The organism is Sphingomonas silueang, assembly GCF_040049155.1.
GTDB lineage: Bacteria > Pseudomonadota > Alphaproteobacteria > Sphingomonadales > Sphingomonadaceae > Sphingomonas > Sphingomonas silueang.
Genome location: NZ_JBDZDK010000001.1, coordinates 1 through 20,376, shown reverse-complemented (window position 1 = coordinate 20,376; position 20,376 = coordinate 1). Strand labels below are relative to the sequence as shown.

Here is a 20,376-nt window from a genome sequence, read left to right as displayed (position 1 = left end):
GAAACGCGCGGAATTGCGCGTTTCGGAGCGGCACCGGCCCGCTCCCCCGCCCGACCACCCACAGCGTATCCTGAATGGGTGGCCGGGCGGGGAAGCGGGCCGGTGCCGCTTTGAACCGGCTACGCCGGATCAGCGCTTACCCCGCGCCGCCGCATGCCGCTCGGCATGGGCGAGGAGGGCGTCGAGGTCCGCGCGCGCGATGTCGAAGCTCTCGTGCATGTCGGCGATCGCCGCGTCGATGTCGGCGGGGGCAAGGGTGCCGGGCGGCACGACGGCTGCGGGCCGGTGCGGATAGCGGCGCAGCGTCGTGCGGTGCCACACGGTCGCGATCGCCACCAGCGCGATCGAATTGATCCCCACCGGCGCGAAGGCGAAGCCGTATCCCGCCGCATGCACGCCTGCGCCGCCGATCACCGCGCTCAGCGCCGCCGCCCCGCCCGGCGGATGCAGGCAGCGCAGCAGCGACATCAGCAGGATCGCCCCCGCCACCGCCACGCCCGCCGCGACCATGACGTGCGGGATCGCCTGCGCCGCCGCGACGCCGACCAGCGTGGACAGGATATTACCGCCTACCACCGGCCATGGCTGGGCCAGCGGGCTGGTGGGCACCGCGAACACCAGCACCGCCGATGCGCCCATCGGCGCGACCACGACCGGCAGGTCCGGCCCGAGCGGCGGCAGCCCGGCGCACACCACCATCGTCAGCGCGATGGCGATCCCCGCCCCGGCACAGGCGATCAGCCGGTCGGCCAGCGTGGTACCGGGCAGCAGCGGGCGAAAACGGAACATGGGCATGGGCGGTAGGCGGCAATCGGACGAAATGCCAAGGATTTCAGCCGCGACTTGCTCCCCTGCTTGGAGAGATTTCTCTGCGAAGGTCCAAGGTCGGTCCTTGACCCTGCCGTACCCCCGCGCAAGCGGGTGCGACCGTTCCTCGCAGGCCAACCCACCCCCGACCCCTCCCTTGTCGGGATTTCTCTGCGAAAGTCGCGCGACTGACCCGAAGCCCCCCGTACCCCGGCGAAGGCCGGGGTCCAGTTGCGATGGTTCTTCCGTACCTTACCAGCGTCCTCCAACTGGACCCCGGCCTTCGCCGGGGTACGAGAGGGAGGTTTTGCAGAGGAATGCTTGTCAGGGAGCGGAGCACAGACAGGCCGCCGCCCTACCCCGTCACCACCGTATCGTTCAGATCGCTGATGACCGGCGTCGGCAGGATCGGCACGCTGGTCCCGAGCGACCCTGACGGCGGCGGCGCAGTCGCATCGCGCAGCACCGGCGCGGTCGCGACCGGCAGCGGCGGGGTCGGCGCAAAGCCGCTGCCCGGCACCTGTGCCCGGTCGATCGCCGACAGCAGCGGATCGAGCGGCCCGATCACCGCGCGCCTCGCCTCCACCGTGTTGGCCGCCGCGTCATAGGTCGGCAGCCCCTCACCCAGCGCCGCCGCCTGCAACCGGCCCAGCGTCGCCAGCAGCCGCGCCTGCGCCAAATAGGCGGCATAGGTCGCGTTCACCAGCACGAGCTGCGCGTTCAGCAGCCGCTGTTCCGAATCGAGCACCTCGAAGTTCGAGCGGAATCCCTCGGCAAAGCCCTTCTGCACCCCGGTCAGCGCCTCCTGCGCCGCGGTGCTGGCGACTCGCCCCGATTCGGCGGCGGCGGCGGCGGCGAGCGCCTGGTTCCACGCATCCTGCGTCGCGGCCAGCGCCTGCCGCCGCGCGCCCTCCACCTCATAGCCCAGCCGTTCGCGATCGGCCTGCGCCGCGCGGATGCGCGACCCGATCACCCCGCCCGCGATCAGCGGCATGGTCAGCGTCACCCCGCCGCTGGCCTGTTGCCCCAGGTCGCGCGTCTGGAAACTGCCCGCTCTGCCATAGCCATAGCCGCCCGACAGCGCGACGACCGGCGCGCGCTCGGCGCGTTCGGCGGCGATCCGCGCATCGCCCGCGCGTGCGGCGAACATCGCCTGCCCGATCGCCGGGCTTTCCCGCTGGGCGATCGCGAAGGCAGCGTCGAGCGAGGTCGGCAACCCCGCCAGCACCGGCGGCGCGGCCAGTTCGCCCGGCATCCGCCCCACCAGCGTGGCGAAGCGCGCGCGGCTGACCTGCAACGTCGCCTCGCTCTGCGCCAGTTGCGCGCGGATGATCTCCGCCTGCGCGCGCGCCTGCGCGATGTCGGTACGGGTCAGGTCGCCGCCGCGCTCGCGCGCGATCGCCTGCGCCACCTGCCGCCCGTAGCTGTCGAGCGAGCGGCGCTGGATCGCGACCAGCTCGGCGTCGCGCCGGACCGCGACATAGGCATCGACCACCTCGAACAGCACCGCATTCTCGGCCTGCCGCAGCGCCTCGCGGCCCGCCAGCACCCGCGCCTCGGCGACCGAGACCTGCGCGGCGGTGCGCCCGCCGTTGAGCAATATCTGCCGCGCGGACAACGTCGCCGCCATCGTCCGGCTGCGGTTGGTGACGAAATCGTCGAACAGGTTGCGCTGGTCGGCGGAGCGATATTGCAGCGCCATGTCGAGCGAGACGCTCGGGCGATAGGGCGCGCCCGCCTGCACGATCGTCTCGTCGAGGCTGCGCAGTTGCGCGCGCTGCGCATCCAGCGTCGGGTTGGTGCGATAGGCATCGGCGATCGCCTGCACCAGCGTATCCTGCGCATGGGCGGGGACGGCGACGAGGAGCAAACAAGCTCCTCCCCAATATGGGGAGGGGGACCGCCGCGAAGCGGTGGTGGAGGGGGGTGTCCGCGGACGCAACGGTTGCGTATGCGGACGCCCCCCTCCACCACGCCCTGCGGGCGCGGTCCCCCTCCCCGTGCCGGGGAGGATTTCGTTCCGTTCACCGTTCACGCAGCGACCTCGAAAAGGCTTCGGTCAGCGGGTCGAGCAGATATTGCAGCGCGGTCCGCTGGCGCAGTTTGACGCTCACCTGCACCGGCACGCCGGGCCGGATGCCGGTATCGCGCCCGCGCACGGCCTCGATTTGTGCGATCTGGCTGCGCGGCACGGTGATCTCGGCGCTGAAATAGCTCCGCCCGCTCGCCTCGTCGCGGAGCGCATCAGCGGATACCGTCGACACCGTGCCGAGCAGGATCGGCAGGTCGCGTTCGTGCAGCGAGAGGAACTTCACCTCCGCCTCGCGTCCCGGCACCACCCCGTCGATATCGGTCGGCTGGAAACTCGCCTTGATGACCAGCGGCGCGGCATCGGGCACGATGTCGAGGATCGGCTGTCCCGCGGCGATCACCCCGCCGACCGAAAAGACGCGCAGGCCGACCACCCGCCCGCTTACCGGCGCGCGAATCTCGGTACGCGCCAGCTGCTCGCGCGCCGCCGCCCATTTGGGCAGCGCCTCGTTCAGCTGGAACTGGGTGTCGCGCAGCAGCGCCGCCGAATCCTCGACATAGCGGCGGCGGCCCTGCACCTGCTCGGCGCGCGCCTGCCCCACCTGTTCGCGCGCCGATGCGACGCGCGCGGCATAGTCGCCGTCGGCGCCGTCCAATTGCTGGATCGACCGCTCGATCGCGCGCACCGTGTTGCGCGAGACATAGCCCTCGTCGGCCAGCTTGCGCGTGCTCTCCAGCTGCTGTTGCAGCGATCGGCGCTGCGCCTCGGTCGCGCGCGCCTGCGCCGCATAGCCGCCCGACGCCTGCGCGACGCTCGCCGCCTGCCGCGCCAGCACCTGTGCGTTGGCCGCCAGCGCCGATGCCCGCGCCGCCTGCTGCGCGGTCTGGAGCGCCCTGGCCCGCTCCACCAGCCGCCGGTCGTCGCCGGTCGCACGCGCGAACCCGGCGGGCCACAGGATCGGGCCACCGCGCACATCGGCCTCCAGCCGCGCGCGCTGCGCCTGAAGATCGATCACGCTCGCCGCCAGCGCCCGTTCGGTCGCGGCGACCTCCGCCCCCTCCAGCCGGAACAGCAGCTGCCCGGCCCGCACATGCTGCCCGTCGCGCACCGCCATCGCCCGCACGATGCCGCCGTCGCGGTGCTGCACCGTCTGGCGGTTGCCCGCGACGACCACCTGCCCCTCGCCCGCCGCCGCCGCGTCGAGCCGCGCGAACGCCGCCCAGCCGAGCGCCACCACGAAGAACAGCACCGCGACGACGATCCCGAAGCGCAGCGACCGGCGCGGCGAATCGTCCAGCGCCAGCGCCTGCGCGATCTGCGCGCGCACCGCCTCCTGCCGCTGCCCGGCGGGGATGTCGGTCGCGTCGCTCATCGCACACCTCCGGCGGCGGCGGGCACCGCCTGCGGCCCCGGCCCGCGCAGCACCCGTTCGCGCTCGTCGAACAGCTGCACCCGCCCGTCCTTCAGCAGCAATATCTTGTCCACCGCCTGCAACAGCCCGGTGCGGTGCGTCGAGACGATGACCGTCGCCCCGCGCGTGCGCAGTCCCTCCAGCGTCTGCACCAGCCGCGCCTCGCCCTCGCTGTCGAGGTGGGCGTTGGGTTCGTCGAGGAACAGGATCGCCGGATCGCCGTACAGCGCGCGCGCCAGCGCCACCGCCTGCCCCTGCCCCGCCGACAGCCCCGCACCCTCGCCCGCCGACAGCATCGTGCCATAGCCCTTGGGCAGCCGCAGGATCAGCTGGTGCGCGCCCGCGCGCGTCGCCGCGGCGACCACCCGCTCGTCGATATCCGGCCCGTCGCCCGCCAGCACCGCGGCGAAGCGCGAGATATTGGCATGCACCGTCGTCGGGAACAGCGTCGGCGACTGCGGCATATAGCCCAGATGCCGCCCGAGCTGCTCGCGGTTCCAGTCGGACAGGCTCGCCCCGTCGATCCGCACCTCGCCTTGGTCGGGCGACAGTGCCCCCGCCAGCGCGCGCAGCAGCGTGGACTTGCCCGCCCCGGACGGCCCCACCAGCGCGACGATCTCGCCCGGCCGGACCGAGAAGCTGACGTCGCTCAATATCTCCCGCTCGCCGCCCGGCGCACGGACGCTCAACGCGCGCACGTCGATCCGCCCCTCCGGCACCGGCAGCGTCGTGGCGCTGTGGCCGGGTTCCGGCAGCGCGCAATAGGCCGACAGATTGTCCCACGCCGCCCGCGCCGTCGCCAGCGGCTTCAATGCGCCCAGAATCTGCTCGACCGGCTGGAGCGCGCGGCCCAGCAGCAGCGACGCGGCAAAGATCGCGCCGCCCGAAATATCCTGCCGCACCGCCAGCCACGCGCCCAGCGCCAGCGCCAGCGATTGCAGCAGCAGCCGCAGGAACTTGGTGATGCCGAGGAACCGTGCCTGTGTCGCGGCGATATCCGCCTGCCGCCGCACGAGGTCGGCGCGCTCCAGCAGGTGGCGCGTGACCAGCACATTGCGCATCCCCAGCACCCGCGCCACCTCCGCGGTGTGGATCGAGAAGTCCTGTTCGCGGCTGGCCAGCACCGCGCGCGCATTCGCATCGCGCATCGCCCCCGCCGTCGCCCGGTCGCCGCCCCACGCCAGCAGCGCCAGCACGACCGAGCTGACCAGTGCCAGCACCCCGATCCACGGATGCAGCAGGAACGCGATCGCGATATAGATCGGCGCCCATGGCGCATCGAACAGCGCGACCATGATCGGCCCGCTCAAGGTGCCGCGCAGCGAATCGAAGTCGCGCAGCGCCTGCATCCGCTGCGCGGTCGTGCCGACGTCGCTGCCGAGGATGCGCAGCAAAATGCCCGGCGCCGCCCGCCGTTCGAGCCGCAGCGACGCGCGCAGCAGCAGCCGGCTGCGCACCGCATCGAGCAGCGCGAACACCACCAGCGTGACGGCGAGGATCAGGGTCAGCAGCAGCAGCGTCGCCTCCCCCCGCGTCGGCACCACCCGATCATAGACCTGCAGCATGAAGATCGACGGTGCGAGGTAGAGCAGGTTGACCAGCCCCGAAAATCCCGCCGCCGCCCACAGGTGCCGCCGGCACCGGCGCACCGCGTCATGCAGCAGATTCGGCTGGGGTGCGGACGCGGCACGGGACATGGCGGTCGCTCTACCCTGCAAACCCTTAACGTTGCTTTGCGGGCACGGCGCTTCATGCTTAGAACGCGGTCATCCACAAGGGGGAAGCGTTTCATGTACCGTCAGATCGTCGTCGCGCTGTTGGCCTCGTGCGCCACACTTCCCGCCGCCGCCCAGTCGACTGCGCGCGATCCGGGCGCGGGCGCGCGGGTCAGCTACCGCGTGGCGCTCGCCGATGCGGCGCACCACCGCGCGCGGATCACCGCCACCTGGCGCGGCGTGCCCGCCGGACCGTTGCGCATCCAGATGTCGCGATCGTCGCCCGGCCGCTATGCGGTCCATGAATTTGCCAAGAACGTGTCGGACGTGACCGCCACCGACGGCGCAGGCCGCCCCCTCGCGCTCACCCGCACCGATCCCTACGGCTGGAGCGTCGCGGGCCATGACGGCACCGTCACCCTCGCCTACACGCTCTACGCCGATCACGGCGACGGCACCTATGCCCAGATCGACCGGACCCACGCGCACCTCAACATGCCCGCGACCCTCGCCTGGGCCAGCGGTTACGACGCGCAGCCGGTGCGCGTGACCTTCGAGCAGTTCGACCCCAAGTGGAAGGTCGCGACCCAGCTTCCCGCCGTACCCGGCACCCCCGCCACCTTCTGGGCGCCGAACCTGCAATATCTGATGGACAGCCCGACCGAGCTGTCGGACCACATGGTCCGCGAATGGCGCGAGGCCGGGCAGACCTATCGTCTCGCGCTCCATCATCTGGGCAGCGCGGCGGACATGGACCGCTATACCGAAAAGGCGAAGGCGGTGGTCCGCACCCAGATCGCGATCTTCGGCAAGCCCGCGCCCTATGACTTCGGCACCTACACCTTCATCGCCGACTATCTGCCGTGGATCACCGGCGACGGCATGGAGCATCGCAACTCCACGATCATCAGCAACACCCGCAGCCTTGCCGAGGCGAACGACGACCAGCTCGGCACGCTGTCCCACGAATTCTTCCACAGCTGGAACGTCGAGCGCATCCGCCCCGCCGAACTCGAGCCGTTCGACTTCACCCGCGCCAATCCCACGCCGTCGCTGTGGCTGGCGGAGGGGTTCACCCAATATTACGGCCCGCTCGCCATCCGCCGCGCGGGCGTGTCGAGCATCGACGACTATCTGGGCGAACTGGCCCCGACGCTGAGCGGCATCGTCAACAATCCCGCGCGCCTGCCCGCCCGGATCAACGCCTCGCCGATGGAGATGAGTCTCCGCGCGCCCTTCGTCGATGCGGCGCGGTCGATCGATCCGGTCGATCCCAATATCTTCGTGTCCTATTATCCGTACGGCGCAGTCATCGCGCTGGCGCTCGACCTCGAACTGCGCGGGCGGTTCCCGGGCAAGTCGCTCGACGACTATATGCGGCTGCTGTGGCAGCGTCACGGCCAGCCCGAGCGGCCCTATCGCACCGACGATCTGCGCGCCGCGCTGGCCGAGCTGACCGGCGACCGTGCCTTTGCCGACGGCTTCTTCGCGCGCAGCATCGCGTCGAGCGGCCTGCCCGATTTCGCGCCGCTGCTGGCGCAGGCGGGCCTCACGCTGCGTCCGGCCAATCCCGGTGCGGGCTGGATCGGTCGCACCGCCGCCATGGCCGATGCGAGCGGGGTGACGCTCGCCCAGTCGCCTGCCGAGGGCACGCCGCTGCGCGCGGCGGGGGTCGATCGCGGCGATACGATCGTGGCGCTCGGCAGCACCGCGATCACCGACGTCGCGGGCTGGAACGCCGCGCTCGGCGCGCTGAAGCCCGGCGTCGCGGTGCCGATCCGCTATCGCAGCCGGGGCAGCGAGCGGACCGCGACGCTGACCCCGCTCCCCGATCCGGCGCTGACGATCGTGCGCGGCGAGACGGTGGGGCAGACGCCGACGGCGGCGCAGCGCGCCTTCCGCACCGCATGGCTCGGCGCAGGCGCGTAGCGGCTCCCATGCGCCTGTGCGCCGACATCGGCGGCACGACGATCGACCTCGCGTGGTTCGACGCGGACGGCGCGATCGTCGCCCGCGCGCGCACGGCGACGCCCGGCGACTGGCCGGAGTTCGTGGCCGCCTTCGCCGATGCGCTGGCCCGGCATCCGGCGGCGGCGCTGTCGCTCGCCACCGCCGGGCTGGTCGATCCGGCGGGCGGGCGGATCACCAGCGCCAACGTGCCCGCGATCCATGGCCGCGCGCTCGCCGACGATCTTTCAGCGGCGCTCGGCCTGCCGGTCACGGCGATCAACGACGCCGACGCCTTCGTGCTGGCGGAGGCCACGCGCGGGGCGGCGATGGGACAGCCCTGGGTGTTCGGCATCATCCTCGGCACCGGGGTCGGCGGCGCTCTGGTGGTGGACCGGCGCATCGTCACCGGTCCGCATGGCCTTGCGGGCGAATGGGGGCATGGCGGCGTGCTGCGCCCCGCGCCCGGTACAGGCGGCGCCGTGCCGGTGTTCCCCTGCGGCTGCGGGCGCAGCGGCTGCCTTGACACGATCGGCGGCGCGCGCGGGATCGAGCGACTGCACCGCTTCCTCCACGGGGTGGACGCAGACAGCCACGCGATCGCCGCTGCGGACGATCCGGCCACGCAGGCGACCGCCGACTATTGGGCACAGTTGCTGGGCGGCCCGCTGGCGATGCTGCTCAACACGCTGCCGGTCGCGGTGGTGCCGGTCGGCGGCGGCCTGTCGGGCGCCCCCGGCCTGATCGCGCGACTCGACGCGGTGGTGCGGCGAGAACTGCTGCGGCCTACTGCCGGGCCGGTGGTGGTGCCGGGCACGCTACGCGGCGATGCCGGGCTGATCGGCGCATGGGCAGCGGGACAGGCACCAGCCTGACCCCCCATCCGTCATCCCCGCGAAGGCGGGGATCCATACACGCAGCGGTTGCGCCTCCCTGCCGAACGACAGCGGCTATGGGTTCCCGCCTGCGCGGGAACGACGAACCGGGTGGCTCAACCCACCCCGTCCCACACCAGCTTCGCCCCCACCGCGATCATCAGCCAGTAGATCACCCGGTAGAACCGCTCCGCCGACACCCGCCGCACCAGCCATACGCCCGCGAACGTCGATGCGATCGCCACCGGCAGCAGCGTCGCCGCCGTCGTCAGATTCTCGCGCGTGAACTGCCCCAGCGCGACATAGGCGGGCACTTTCAGCCAGTTGACCGCGCAGAAATAGATCGCGGTCGTCCCCACCAGCACGTCGCGCGGCAGCCTGCGCGGCAGCACCCACAGCTGGAACGGCGGCTGACCGGCGTGCGCGATCTGGCTGGTCACGCCCGACAGCATCCCGAACAGGCTGCCCACCCATCCGGGCGAGGCGGAGGCGACCGGCACCCCGTGTCGCTCGGTCCACAGCCGCCATGCGCCGAACAGCATCGAGATGCCGCCCACCGCCGCCAGCACCGCCGAGGGTGGCACCATGCTGGCGAACCAGTAGCCGAGCGCGATGCCCGCCGCCGCGCCGGGCAGCATCCACGCCAGCACATGCGCATCGAAGGTGCGGCGGAAGGCCCACACCCCCACCACGTCCTGCACGATCAGGATGGGGAGCAGGATCGCGGCGGCCTGCACCGGATCGATCGCCAGCGCCAGCATCGGCATGGCCAGCGCGCCGACGCCCGCGAACCCGCCCTTGGCCAGTCCCTGCGACGCGACCGCCGGGATCGCCAGCGCATAGAACCACGGGTCGAGGATCAACGCGCGTCACGCTCCCGCGCCTGCGCGATGCGGAACAGCGCCAGCACGCCGACCGCCGTCACCGCCACCAGCGCGAGCACGGCATAGGTCAGCGCCTGCAACCATCCCGCGATGTCGCGCAGCGCATTCGCCTGCGCCCGCGCGGTGATCTGCTCGGGCGTGTCGGCGCGCGGCGCGCCGGTGGTGAAGGCTGCGGGCGTGTCCACTTCCACCGTCGGCGTCCGTCGATCGGCGGGCGATGCGCCGTCGCTGCGCGCCGTCTCGCCGCCGCCGCCCTGCGTCATGCCGCCGGGCGTGTTGGTCGACATGGTGGCCACCGCCCCGACCATCGCCAGCGTCGCGAACACCGCGAGCACCCACGACAGCGCGCGCGCCTGCCACCCCTCGGGCTTCACGGATGCTCCACCGGGTCGCGCGTCGCGGCGGTGGGGGCACGCACCCCCGCATTGCCGCGCGCCCTGAGTTCCGCCTTCAGATCCTCGGGGCGCGGCGCCCACAGGAAACCGAAGCTGACCGTGCCGTGCTTCGTTTCGACCGCATGGTGCAGCCGGTGCGCGGAAATGATCCGCTTCATATAGGCCGACTTGGGCAGGTAGCGATGCGACAGCCGCCGGTGGACGATCACGTCATGGAACCCGAAATAGATCGCGCCGTATGCGGCGATGCCCGCCCCGATCCAGATCGTGCCCGGCCACCAGCCCCATTGCACCCCGCCCAGCAGCAGCACGATCGAGGGCACCGCGAAGATCGCGGCGTACAGGTCGTTCCATTCCCAGTTGCCGTGGCGCGGGCGATGGTGGCTGGCATGCAGGAACCAGCCCGGCCCGTGCATCAGCCAGCGGTGCGCGACATAGGCGAACCCCTCCATGAAGATCACGGTCGCGACGAAGATCAGGATGCCGATTGCCCAGTGCATGGCGGCGATATAGCGATCGGTGCCCGACAAAGCGACACCGCATCGTTTATTACATTTGCGACGCATTATCGATAAGGCGGTTTTGCACTGGATTCGCCTGCCCACATGTGCTTTACGCGCGGCAACTTCGCAAACTTGCGTACAACCACCCGAGAGGCGGAAGGCAACGTCATGAACATTCACGAATATCAGGCCAAGGAACTGCTGGCGAAGTTCGGCGTGCCGGTGCCCCAGGGCTTCGCCGCCCTGTCGGTCGAGGAAGCGGTGGAAGCGGCGGGCAAGCTCCCCGGGCCGCTGTACGTCGTCAAGTCGCAGATCCACGCCGGCGGCCGCGGCAAGGGCAAGTTCAAGGAACTGGGCCCGGATGCCAAGGGCGGCGTCCGCCTCGCGTGGAACCTCGACGAGGTCCGCGCGCATGCCACCGACATGCTCGGCAACACGCTGGTGACGATCCAGACCGGTGAGGCGGGCAAGCAGGTCAACCGCCTGTACGTGACCGACGGCGCGAACATCGCGCAGGAATTCTACCTCGCGCTGCTCGTCAACCGCGCGACCGGCCGCGTCTCGATGGTCGCCTCGACCGAAGGCGGCATGGACATCGAAACCGTCGCCCATGACACGCCCGAGAAGATCCACTCGATCGACATCGATCCGGCGACCGGCTTTCAGCCGCACCACGGCCGCGCCGTCGCCGCCGCGCTCGAGCTGAAGGGCGATCTCGCCAAGCAGGCGGCGAACGTCGCCTCGAAGCTCTACGCCGCCTTCCTCGGCACCGATGCCGAGCAGATCGAGATCAACCCGCTGGCCGTCACCGAGGAAGGCCAGCTCGTCGTGCTCGACGCCAAGGTCGGCTTCGACGGCAACGCCATGTTCCGTCACAAGGACCTGATGGAACTGCGCGACACCACCGAAGAGGACGCGATGGAGCTGGAGGCGTCGAAGTACGACCTCGCCTACATCAAGCTCGACGGCGACATCGGCTGCATGGTCAACGGTGCGGGCCTCGCCATGGCGACGATGGACATCATCAAGCTGAACGGCATGTTCCCGGCCAACTTCCTCGACGTGGGCGGCGGCGCCAACAAGGAGAAGGTGACGGCGGCGTTCAAGATCATCCTCGCCGATCCGGCGGTGAAGGGCATCCTCGTCAACATCTTCGGCGGGATCATGAAGTGCGACATCATCGCGGAGGGCATCGTCGCCGCCGCGAAGGAAGTGAACCTGTCGGTGCCGCTGGTCGTCCGCCTCGAGGGGACCAACGTGCAGGCGGGCAAGGACATCCTCGCCAATTCGGGCCTCGCGATCGTGCCCGCCAACGATCTGGGCGACGCCGCCCGCAAGATCGTGGCCGAGGTGCAGAAGGCGGCCTGATCGCCCTCACCTGCCACGCGGCAAGGGGTCCGGGCGGAAACGTCCGGGCCCTTTTTCGTTGGGGTGGCAGGGCGATTCGGTCTAGGGTCGCCGCCTGCCGTCCCGGCGACCCGGCCTTTCCGTACCGGACTTGCGAAAACCACGCCGAGCCGCCACAGAAACCGCCGATGTCGCCGAGCAAGAGTTTTGAGAGGGAGTGCCCATGAAGGTGCTGGTGCCGGTCAAGCGCGTGCTTGACTATAATGTGAAGCCCCGCGTGAAGGCGGACGGGTCGGGCGTCGACCTCGCCAACGTCAAGATGAGCATGAACCCGTTCGACGAGATCGCGGTCGAGGAAGCGATCCGGCTGAAGGAAAAGGGCGTGGCGACCGAGATCGTCGTCGTCTCGATCGGCGAGCAGAAGGCGCAGGACACGCTGCGCACCGCGCTCGCCATGGGTGCCGACCGCGCGATCCTCATCACCAGCGAGACGAAGGTCGAGCCGCTCGGCGTCGCCAAGCTGCTCAAGGCGGTGGTGGACGAGGAACAGCCCGGCCTCGTCATCCTCGGCAAGCAGGCGATCGACGACGACAACAACCAGACCGGGCAGATGCTCGCCGCGCTGACCGGCCTGCCCCAGGGCACCTTCGCCAGCAAGGTCGAGGTGTCGGGCGATACCGTCAACGTGACGCGCGAGGTCGACGGCGGGCTGGAGACGGTGGCGCTGACGCTCCCCGCGATCGTCACGACCGACCTGCGCCTGAACGAACCGCGCTACGCCTCGCTTCCCAACATCATGAAGGCGAAGTCGAAGCCCCTGGCGGCAAAGACCGCCGCCGATTACGGCGTCGACGTGACCCCGCGCCTCACCACGGTGAAGGTCGAGGAGCCCGCCAGGCGGCAGGCAGGCGTCAAGGTCGCCGATGCCGACGAACTGGTAGCCAAGCTCAAGACGCTGGGAGTGGTCGCATGAAGACACTGGTATGGGCCGAGCATGACGGCTCGGTCGTGAAGGACGCGACCTACGCCGCCGTCACCGCCGCCGCGAAGCTGGGCGAGGTCGAGCTGCTGGTCGCAGGGCAAGGCGTCGACGCCGTGGCGCAGGCCGCGGCGCAGATCGCCGGGGTTGCGAAGGTACTCGTCGCCGACGATGCGGCCTATGCCCACAACCTCGCCGAGAATGTCGCGCCGCTGGTGGTCGAGCTGATGGCGAGCCGTGACGCCTTCGTCGCCGCCGCGACCACGACGGGCAAGAACATCGCGCCGCGCGTCGCGGCGTTGCTCGACGTGATGCAGGTGAGCGAAGTCCTCTCGGTCGAGGGGCCGGACAGCTTCACCCGCCCGATCTATGCGGGCAACGCGATCGCGACCGTGAAGACCAGCGATCCCAAGCTGGTGCTGACGGTCCGCGGCACCGCGTTCGAGAAGGCGGCGGCGACCGGCGGATCGGCGGCGATCGAAGCGGTCGGCTCGACCGGCGACAAGGGGCTGGCGAAGTTCGTCGGCGCGGAGATCGCCGCATCGGAACGCCCCGAGCTGACCAGCGCCAAGATCATCGTCTCGGGCGGTCGCGCGCTCGGATCGGAGGAGCAGTTCCATGCCCTCATCGATCCGCTGGCCGACAAGCTGAACGCGGCGGTCGGCGCGAGCCGCGCGGCGGTGGACGCGGGCTATGCTCCCAACGACTATCAGGTCGGTCAGACCGGCAAGATCGTCGCCCCGGAGGTGTATATCGCGGTCGGCATTTCCGGCGCGATCCAGCATCTGGCGGGCATGAAGGACAGCAAGGTCATCGTCGCGATCAACAAGGACGAGGACGCGCCGATCTTCCAGGTCGCCGATGTCGGGCTGGTGGGCGACCTGTTCACGCTGGTGCCGGAGATTACCGCCAAGCTTTGAGGCGCGCAGCGCAGCTGCACGCCGGTGCGCGCGGGGCGAAGCCCCAAGCGCACAAAGCGGCGACGGCCGGCGTCGCTACAGCGACGACCGACGACGCGGGATTCATTCCCGCGTCGTGAGCCGCACCCGAAATGCTGCCCATTCCAAACCGTTCGTGTCGAGCGAAGTCGAGACACCCCGCGCAACGCCTGCGGCCCGTCCCTCGACTGTACTCGGGACGAACGGGGGAGCGGGTCTGATGACACCTCACCGTTCGTGCTGAGTAGGGGCTGAGCTTATCGAAGCACCTCGTCCAATCCTCCAATACGCTGTCCCGACAAGCTCAACGGCTACGCAGGACGAACGGACGGCATCCGAAACCGCAACGCCCCCCTCACCCCTTGGTCAGGTTCAGGAACACATCCTCCAGATCGGCCTCGCGCGTCACGACGTCGACGATGCCGTATCCCTGGCCCGCCACCGCGCCCAGCACCTCGCCCGCGTTCGCCACGTCCTTGCGATAGGTGACGGCCAGCACCCGATCGCCCTTGCGCTCGACCTTCTCGAAACAGCGCGCATCGGGCAGCGTCGCCACGTCGCGGTCGAGCGTCAGTTCGACGACCTTCTCCTGCGCCAGCCCGATCAGCGCGCGGGTCGGCTCGTTGGCGACGACCCGGCCGTGGTTGATGATGGCGATCCGGTCGCACAGCTCCTCGGCTTCCTCGAGGTAATGCGTCGTCAGCACCACCGTCACGCCGCCCGCGTTCAGTTCGCGCACATAGTCCCAAAGCTGCTGGCGCAGCTGGATGTCGACGCCTGCGGTCGGCTCGTCGAGCACCAGCACCGGCGGGGCATGGACCATCGCCTTGGCCACCATCAGCCGCCGCTTCATGCCGCCCGACAGCGTGCGGGCATAGGCGTTCGCCTTGTCCTCCAGATGCACCGCGCGCAACAGGTCCATCGTCCGCCGCTGCCCCTTGGGCACGCCGTACAGCCCGGCCTGGATCTCCAGCGTCTCGGCGGGCGTGAAGAAGGGGTCGAACAGGATTTCCTGATTGACGATCCCGATCGATGCCTTGGCATTGCGCGGGTGCCGGTCGATGTCGAAGCCCCAGATCGCCGCGGTGCCGCTGGTCTTGTTGACGAGGCCCGCGAGCGTGTTGATGAGCGTCGACTTGCCCGCCCCGTTCGGCCCGAGCAGCCCGAAGATCGTGCCCCGCGGCACGTCGAACGACACGCCGTTCAGCGCCACCTTGGGCGCCGCCCCGCCCTTGCCGCCCGCATAGGTCTTGCACAGGTCGCGGATGGAGATGGCGGCTTGAAGGTCGGGGCTGGTCATGGCGCTGCGATTACGCCCCGGCGGCGCCCGCGCCAAGTGCCGATCCAACTTGTCGCCGCGCGGCGGCGTTGCTATTCGCCTGTCCCATGCTGCCTCCGCCCGAAACCTTCCGCGTCTCCTCCCCCCGCGTCGCCTGCGACGGCGGCGGCGAGATCGCCCCCGCGCTCGGCCACCCGCGCGTGTGGCTCCAGATCGACGAGACGGGCTATGTCGACTGCGGCTACTGCGACCGGCGCTTCATCCTCGTGGGCGGGCCTGCCGACGGGGCGGACCAGAGCAAGCTGCGCGACCATGGAGATGGCGCGGGGCGTTGAGCACCGGCATCGACGATCTCGCCCGACAGCTGCGTGCCGAATATGATGCCGCGCCGAAGGGTTGCCAGCTCGTCAGCATCCACCTCTTCGGCATTCGCAACGCCAAGGCATTGCAAGGCGTGCGTAAGTCCGATGTTGCCGAGCGGGCCGGACTGCCGTCGAGCTACGGCACGGAAATCAACAAGGGCGTTCGCTTGGCGGAGCATGTAACCGTGACGAAGCCGTTGGGCTGAGGCTCGGTCGTGCCTATATCGGACAGATGACCCCGACCGATCCCCGCGCCTTCCTCTATTCCGGCGACCTCGATCCCGCAGCCGCGCTCCGCGCCACCCAGGCGACGCTGGCCAATGCCGAGGACGGCGAACTCTACCTCCAGTACCGCCGCTCCGAAGCGTTCGGGTTCGACGACGGGCGCTTGAAGACCGCCTCCTATGACACCCATGCGGGCTTCGGCCTGCGCGCGGTGTCGGGCGAGACGACCGCCTTCGCCCATGCCAACGAACTGTCCGAAGCCGCGATCCGCCGCGCGGGCGAGACGATGGCGCTGATCGATCCGGCGAAGGGCGCCAAGGCCCCGCCCCCGCGCGGCAACAATCGCCATCTCTACACCGCCGCCGATCCGCTCGACCTCGTGCCCTTTGCCGACAAGGTGGCGCTGTGCCAGGGAATCGACGCCACCGCCCGCGCGCGCGATCCGCGCGTCTGCCAAGTCTCCGCCAGCCTGATCGGATCGTGGAGCGTCGTGGAGATCGTCCGCCCCGACGGCTTCGTCGCCACCGACGTGCGCCCGCTGGTCCGCCTCAACGTCTCGATCGTGGTCGAGCAGAACGGGCGGCGCGAGACGGGCAGCTTCGGCATCGGCGGGCGCTACCTGTACGATTCGCTGATGGACCCGGCGACGTGGAACCGCGCGATCGACGTGGCGCTGGCGCAGGCGCTGGTGAATCTCGAGGCGGTCGATGCCCCGGCGGGCGAGATGACCGTGCTGCTCAGCCCCGGCTGGCCCGGCATCCTGCTGCACGAGGCGATCGGCCACGGCCTCGAAGGCGACTTCAACCGCAAGGGCACCAGCGCCTTTTCGGGTCGCATCGGCGAGCGGGTGGCGGCGCCCGGCGTCACCGTGGTCGACGACGGATCGATCGCCGACCGCCGCGGCTCGCTGTCGATCGACGACGAGGGCACGCCGACGCAGGAGACGGTGCTGATCGAGGACGGCATCCTGAAGGGCTATATCCACGACCGGCTGAATGCGCGGCTGATGGGGGTCGCGCCCACCGGCAACGGGCGGCGTCAGGACTTCGCCCATGCGCCGATGCCGCGCATGACCAACACTTTCATGCGCGGCGGTGGGGATGACCCCGCCGAGCTGCTGTCGCGGGTCAAGAACGGCATCTTCGCCAGGTCGTTCGGCGGGGGCCAGGTCGATATCGTCTCGGGCAAGTTCGTCTTCTCCTGCACCGAGGCGTACCGGATCGAGAACGGCCGCATCGGCGCGCCGATCAAGGGCGCGACGCTGATCGGCGACGGGCCGAGCGTGCTGACGAAGGTGCTGGGCGTCGGTAATGACTTCGCGCTCGACGAAGGGATCGGTATGTGCGGCAAGGCAGGCCAGTCGGTGCCTGCGGGCGTGGGCCAGCCGACGCTGCTGGTCGACGGCCTGACCGTCGGCGGCACCGCCTGATGCCGCTGGCGGAACTCGGGCGATTTCCGCGCGTAGAGGCGCAGATCATCGTCGGACGGCTGGAGAGCGAGGGGCTTCCCGCCGTCGCCTTCGATACCGAAACCAGCTTTGCGGAGGGCAGCTGGCTGCTGATCCCGGTGCGGGTGATGGTCGATGCCGACGATCTGGCGGCTGCCCGGCAGTTGCTCGCCGATCCTGCCTGAAAAACGGGCAGTTGCACCGCGCTGCACAATTTTACCGCTCGATACCGATCCGCCGCCGTCCGCAACCACGCGAAACTGCGTGATTCCGCGCTTGGCACGCCCCTTGCGATGCTGCTCCCCAGGGAAACAAGCGACGAGGGGGCGACATGAAATTAGTCATCGCCATCATCAAGCCGTTCAAGCTCGATGAGGTACGCGAGGCGCTGACCGAGATCGGGGTCGCGGGCATGACCGTGACCGAGGTCAAGGGGTTCGGGCGGCAGAAGGGCCAGACCGAAATCTACCGCGGCGCCGAATACAGCACCAACATGGTGCCGAAGATCAAGATCGAGGTCGTGTGCGACAGCGACATCGCGTCGCGCGTCGTGGAAGCGGTGCAGGCCGCCGCCAACACCGGCGCGATCGGCGACGGCAAGATCTTCGTGCTCGACGTGGGCCAGGCGGTGCGCATCCGCACCGGCGAAACCGACCTCACCGCGCTGTGATGATGGGGGACATCATGAAACATCCGATGAAATTGCTTGCCGGTGCGGGCCTCGGCCTGTTCGCCGCGCTGCCCGCATGGGCGCAGGACGCCGCCGCCGCGCCCGCCGCGACCGTGGACAAGGGCGATACCGCGTGGATGATGGTTTCGACCGTCCTCGTGCTGATGATGATCGTGCCCGGCCTCGCGCTGTTCTACGGCGGCCTCACCCGCACCAAGAACATGCTGTCGGTGATGACGCAGATCGGCGCGGTCGCCGCGCTCGCGATGCTGATCTGGGTGATGTACGGCTATTCGCTGGCCTTCGGCCCCGACGTGTCGAGCGCGACGCTGGCGAACTTCATCGCCAGCCCGGGCAAGGCGTTCCTCGCGGGCGTGACGGCCTCGTCGCAGGCGGCGACCTTCACCGCCGGGGTCGAAATCCCCGAATATGTCTTCATCAGCTTCCAGATGACCTTCGCCGCGATCACCATCGCGCTGGTGCTGGGGTCAGTGGTCGAACGCATCAAGTTCGCCGCCGTCATGGTCTTCGCGATCGTGTGGCTGACGATCACCTATTTCCCGATCGCGCACATGGTGTGGGCATCGAGCGGCTATTTCTTCAAGGCGGGCGCGCTCGACTTCGCGGGCGGCACCGTGGTGCACATCAACGCGGGCGTCTCGGCGCTGGTGCTTGCCGTTCTGCTGGGCAAGCGCGTCGGCTTCCCCGCCGAGCGCATGGCGCCGCACTCGCTGACGCTGACCATGGTCGGCACCGGGCTGCTGTGGGTGGGCTGGTTCGGGTTCAACGCCGGGTCGGCGCTGGAAGCCAACGGCACCGCGGGCCTCGCGATGATCAACACCTTCGTTGCCACCGCCTCCGCGGGCCTGTTCTGGATGCTGGCGGAGAAGTTCTCGGGCCACAAGGGTTCGGCGCTGGGCTTCTGCTCGGGCATCATCGCCGGGCTGGTCGCCGTCACCCCGGCGGCGGGCAATTCGGGGCCGTTCGGCGCGATCGTGCTGGGCGCCGTCGCCTCGGTGGTCTGCTTCTTCGCGGTGACGGTGGTCAAGCCGAAGCTCGGCTATGACGACTCGCTCGACGCCTTCGGCATCCACGGCGTGGGCGGCATCATCGGCGCGATCGGCACGGCGGTGGTCTATGCCCCGTCGCTCGGCGGCCCCGGCGCGGCCGACTATGCGATGGGCGAGAAGCTCGGCGTGCAGGTGTTCGCGGTGCTGGTCACGATCGTCTGGGCCTCGGTCGGCACCGCCATCGCGTGGTTCGTCGCCAAGGCGCTCACCGGCGGGCGCGTCTCGAAGGAAGTCGAGCTCGAGGGCCTCGACCTCGGCGAGCATGGCGAGCGCGCCTACAACTACTGAGTTTTCGTACCCGGGCGGTGGCCTAGTCCCCGCCGCCCGCTTCACAGTTTCCTCCTGCGGAAAACCCCTGGGCCGGCGCCTTGCGTGCCGGCCCTTTTTTTGGCGCTCGACGCTGGGGTGCACGGGTGGCATGGCGTCGGGCAGGCCGATGCGCCGCCACCGCCAGGAACCCCGATGATGCGCCACCCGGAACAGCAATATCTCGACCTGATGGCGCAGGTGCTGGCGAGGGGCGACCAGCGGATGGATCGCACCGGCGTCGGCACCCGCTCGATCTTCGGCGCGATGCTGCGCTTCGACCTGTCGGACGGGACCGCGCCGATCCTGACCACCAAGCGCGTCTACTGGAAGACGGCGGTCCGGGAGATGCTGTGGTTCCTGACCGGCGGCACCAACATCCAGCCGCTGCTGCGCGACAATGTCCGCATCTGGAGCGACTGGCCGCTCGCCGCCTATCGCCGCGAGACGGGCGAGGCGATCACGCAGGAAGCGTTCGAGCGCCGCATCGTCGAGGACGACGGTTTCGCCGCGCGCTGGGGCGAGCTGGGGCCGGTCTATGGCAAGCAATGGCGGCGCTGGCTGGGCGCGGACGGCAGGGAATATGACCAGATCGCCGAACTGGTCCGCACCCTGCGCGAGAATCCCGCCAGCCGCCGGATGCTGTTCCACGGCTGGAACGTCGCCGAACTGGGGGCGATGGCGCTGCCACCGTGCCACATGGTCTATCAATATCATGTGACGTCGGACGGACGGCTCAACTGCCTGTTGTTCCAGCGCTCGGTCGACCTGCTGCTGGGCGCGGCGTTCAACTACGTCGGCGCGGCGGCGCTGCTGCTGATGCTGGCGCAACAGGCCGATCTGACGCCGGGCGAACTGGTCTGGGTCGGCGGTGACGTACATCTCTACCTCAACCACCTCGATCAGGCGCAGGAGCAGTTGCGGCGCGAACCGCGGCCCTTCCCCACCATGCGCCTTACCCGCCGCCCGGCCGATATCGACGGCTATCGAATCGAGGATTTCGCGGTCGAAGGCTATGCCCCGCACCGCGCGATCAAGGCGGAGGTCGCGGTCTAGGGTCTGTGGGGATTCACAAAGCTTTACGAATGTGATTCACGCTTTGGATGGACCGAGACGTACTGACGGATGCCCAATGGGCGAAGATTGAGCCACATTGTCTGGGCAAGCGGACTGATCCTGGCCGA

Annotated in this window: 20 protein-coding genes; 12 read left to right on the top strand and 8 right to left on the bottom strand. The window is 69.7% G+C overall.

All coding sequences use genetic code 11. From position 1 onward, the window contains the following. Positions 1-129 precede the first annotated feature (129 nt). The 4 genes from ABLE43_RS00100 to ABLE43_RS00085 form a co-directional block, all read right to left on the bottom strand. Entirely contained in the window at positions 130-789 is a 660-nt protein-coding gene (locus tag ABLE43_RS00100) for an HPP family protein (RefSeq protein WP_348976432.1), read from the bottom strand. A gap of 373 nt (positions 790-1,162) precedes the next feature. Beyond that, complete coding sequence (locus ABLE43_RS00095; protein ID WP_348976431.1) at positions 1,163-2,677, bottom strand: TolC family outer membrane protein; 1,515 nt, start codon at positions 2,675-2,677, stop codon at positions 1,163-1,165. Positions 2,678-2,831: 154 nt separating this feature from the next. Beyond that, complete coding sequence (locus ABLE43_RS00090) at positions 2,832-4,211, bottom strand: HlyD family type I secretion periplasmic adaptor subunit (RefSeq protein WP_348976430.1); 1,380 nt, start codon at positions 4,209-4,211, stop codon at positions 2,832-2,834. Then, on the bottom strand, positions 4,208-5,947 hold the full coding sequence (locus ABLE43_RS00085) for a type I secretion system permease/ATPase (protein ID WP_348976429.1): 1,740 nt from the start codon (positions 5,945-5,947) through the stop codon (positions 4,208-4,210). Before ABLE43_RS00085 ends, ABLE43_RS00090 begins: the two co-directional genes overlap by 4 nt. Before the next feature lie 93 nt (positions 5,948-6,040). On the opposite strand from ABLE43_RS00085, the gene ABLE43_RS00080 reads away from it, so the two are divergent. Both ABLE43_RS00080 and ABLE43_RS00075 read left to right on the top strand, forming a co-directional pair. After that, the gene (locus ABLE43_RS00080) at positions 6,041-7,894 is read left to right on the top strand and encodes a M61 family metallopeptidase (RefSeq protein WP_348976428.1); all 1,854 of its coding nucleotides are present in this window, start codon (positions 6,041-6,043) and stop codon (positions 7,892-7,894) included. 8 nt (positions 7,895-7,902) lie between these two features. After that, positions 7,903-8,787, top strand: a complete 885-nt coding sequence (locus ABLE43_RS00075; RefSeq protein WP_348976427.1) for an ROK family protein — start codon at positions 7,903-7,905, stop codon at positions 8,785-8,787. Between the two features lie 116 nt (positions 8,788-8,903). Here the strand turns inward: ABLE43_RS00075 and ABLE43_RS00070 are convergent, their stop codons facing one another. Genes ABLE43_RS00070 through ABLE43_RS00060 form a run of 3 tightly spaced genes read right to left on the bottom strand, consistent with a single transcriptional unit; the run spans position 8,904 to position 10,566 of the window. Further along, positions 8,904-9,650, bottom strand: coding sequence for a sulfite exporter TauE/SafE family protein (locus tag ABLE43_RS00070; protein ID WP_348976426.1), 747 nt, complete (start codon positions 9,648-9,650; stop codon positions 8,904-8,906). Next, complete coding sequence (locus ABLE43_RS00065) at positions 9,647-10,045, bottom strand: hypothetical protein (RefSeq protein ID WP_348976425.1); 399 nt, start codon at positions 10,043-10,045, stop codon at positions 9,647-9,649. The genes ABLE43_RS00070 and ABLE43_RS00065 overlap by 4 nt, the downstream gene beginning before the upstream one ends. Beyond that, positions 10,042-10,566 carry a sterol desaturase family protein gene (locus ABLE43_RS00060; RefSeq protein ID WP_348976795.1) on the bottom strand — a complete coding sequence of 175 codons (525 nt, stop codon included), beginning with the start codon at positions 10,564-10,566 and terminating at the stop codon, positions 10,042-10,044. The genes ABLE43_RS00065 and ABLE43_RS00060 overlap by 4 nt, the downstream gene beginning before the upstream one ends. Positions 10,567-10,737: 171 nt before the next feature. Here ABLE43_RS00060 and sucC point away from each other — a divergent pair, with 171 nt between their 5' ends. The 3 genes from sucC to ABLE43_RS00045 all read left to right on the top strand — a co-directional run bounded on the left by sucC (position 10,738) and on the right by ABLE43_RS00045 (position 13,815). Beyond that, positions 10,738-11,937 carry an ADP-forming succinate--CoA ligase subunit beta gene (gene sucC / locus ABLE43_RS00055; RefSeq protein WP_348976424.1) on the top strand — a complete coding sequence of 400 codons (1,200 nt, stop codon included), beginning with the start codon at positions 10,738-10,740 and terminating at the stop codon, positions 11,935-11,937. A gap of 202 nt (positions 11,938-12,139) precedes the next feature. Further along, positions 12,140-12,889: an electron transfer flavoprotein subunit beta/FixA family protein gene (locus ABLE43_RS00050; protein WP_348976423.1), complete on the top strand. Its 750-nt coding sequence runs from the start codon at positions 12,140-12,142 to the stop codon at positions 12,887-12,889. Further along, entirely contained in the window at positions 12,886-13,815 is a 930-nt protein-coding gene (locus ABLE43_RS00045; protein WP_348976422.1) for an electron transfer flavoprotein subunit alpha/FixB family protein, read from the top strand. Before ABLE43_RS00050 ends, ABLE43_RS00045 begins: the two co-directional genes overlap by 4 nt. A gap of 373 nt (positions 13,816-14,188) precedes the next feature. On the opposite strand, the gene ABLE43_RS00040 is transcribed toward ABLE43_RS00045, so the two are convergent. Next, positions 14,189-15,133: an ABC transporter ATP-binding protein gene (locus ABLE43_RS00040; RefSeq protein ID WP_348976421.1), complete on the bottom strand. Its 945-nt coding sequence runs from the start codon at positions 15,131-15,133 to the stop codon at positions 14,189-14,191. Positions 15,134-15,219: 86 nt separating this feature from the next. Between ABLE43_RS00040 and ABLE43_RS00035 the strand changes: the two genes are divergently transcribed. The 7 genes from ABLE43_RS00035 (at position 15,220) to ABLE43_RS00005 (ending at position 20,248) form a co-directional block, all read left to right on the top strand. After that, positions 15,220-15,447, top strand: a complete 228-nt coding sequence (locus ABLE43_RS00035; protein WP_348976420.1) for a zinc-finger domain-containing protein — start codon at positions 15,220-15,222, stop codon at positions 15,445-15,447. Beyond that, positions 15,444-15,680 carry an HTH-like domain-containing protein gene (locus ABLE43_RS00030; RefSeq protein ID WP_348976419.1) on the top strand — a complete coding sequence of 79 codons (237 nt, stop codon included), beginning with the start codon at positions 15,444-15,446 and terminating at the stop codon, positions 15,678-15,680. Before ABLE43_RS00035 ends, ABLE43_RS00030 begins: the two co-directional genes overlap by 4 nt. Positions 15,681-15,706: 26 nt before the next feature. Continuing rightward, positions 15,707-17,128: a metalloprotease TldD gene (gene tldD, locus ABLE43_RS00025; protein WP_348976418.1), complete on the top strand. Its 1,422-nt coding sequence runs from the start codon at positions 15,707-15,709 to the stop codon at positions 17,126-17,128. Then, on the top strand, positions 17,128-17,331 hold the full coding sequence (locus ABLE43_RS00020; RefSeq protein WP_348976417.1) for a putative signal transducing protein: 204 nt from the start codon (positions 17,128-17,130) through the stop codon (positions 17,329-17,331). Before tldD ends, ABLE43_RS00020 begins: the two co-directional genes overlap by 1 nt. 146 nt (positions 17,332-17,477) lie before the next feature. After that, entirely contained in the window at positions 17,478-17,816 is a 339-nt protein-coding gene (locus ABLE43_RS00015) for a P-II family nitrogen regulator (protein ID WP_348976416.1), read from the top strand. A gap of 14 nt (positions 17,817-17,830) precedes the next feature. Next, positions 17,831-19,174 (top strand): ammonium transporter, encoded by a 1,344-nt coding sequence (locus ABLE43_RS00010; protein ID WP_348976415.1) that lies wholly within the window; start codon positions 17,831-17,833, stop codon positions 19,172-19,174. A gap of 177 nt (positions 19,175-19,351) precedes the next feature. After that, positions 19,352-20,248 (top strand): thymidylate synthase, encoded by an 897-nt coding sequence (locus tag ABLE43_RS00005; RefSeq protein WP_348976794.1) that lies wholly within the window; start codon positions 19,352-19,354, stop codon positions 20,246-20,248. Positions 20,249-20,376 lie beyond the last annotated feature (128 nt).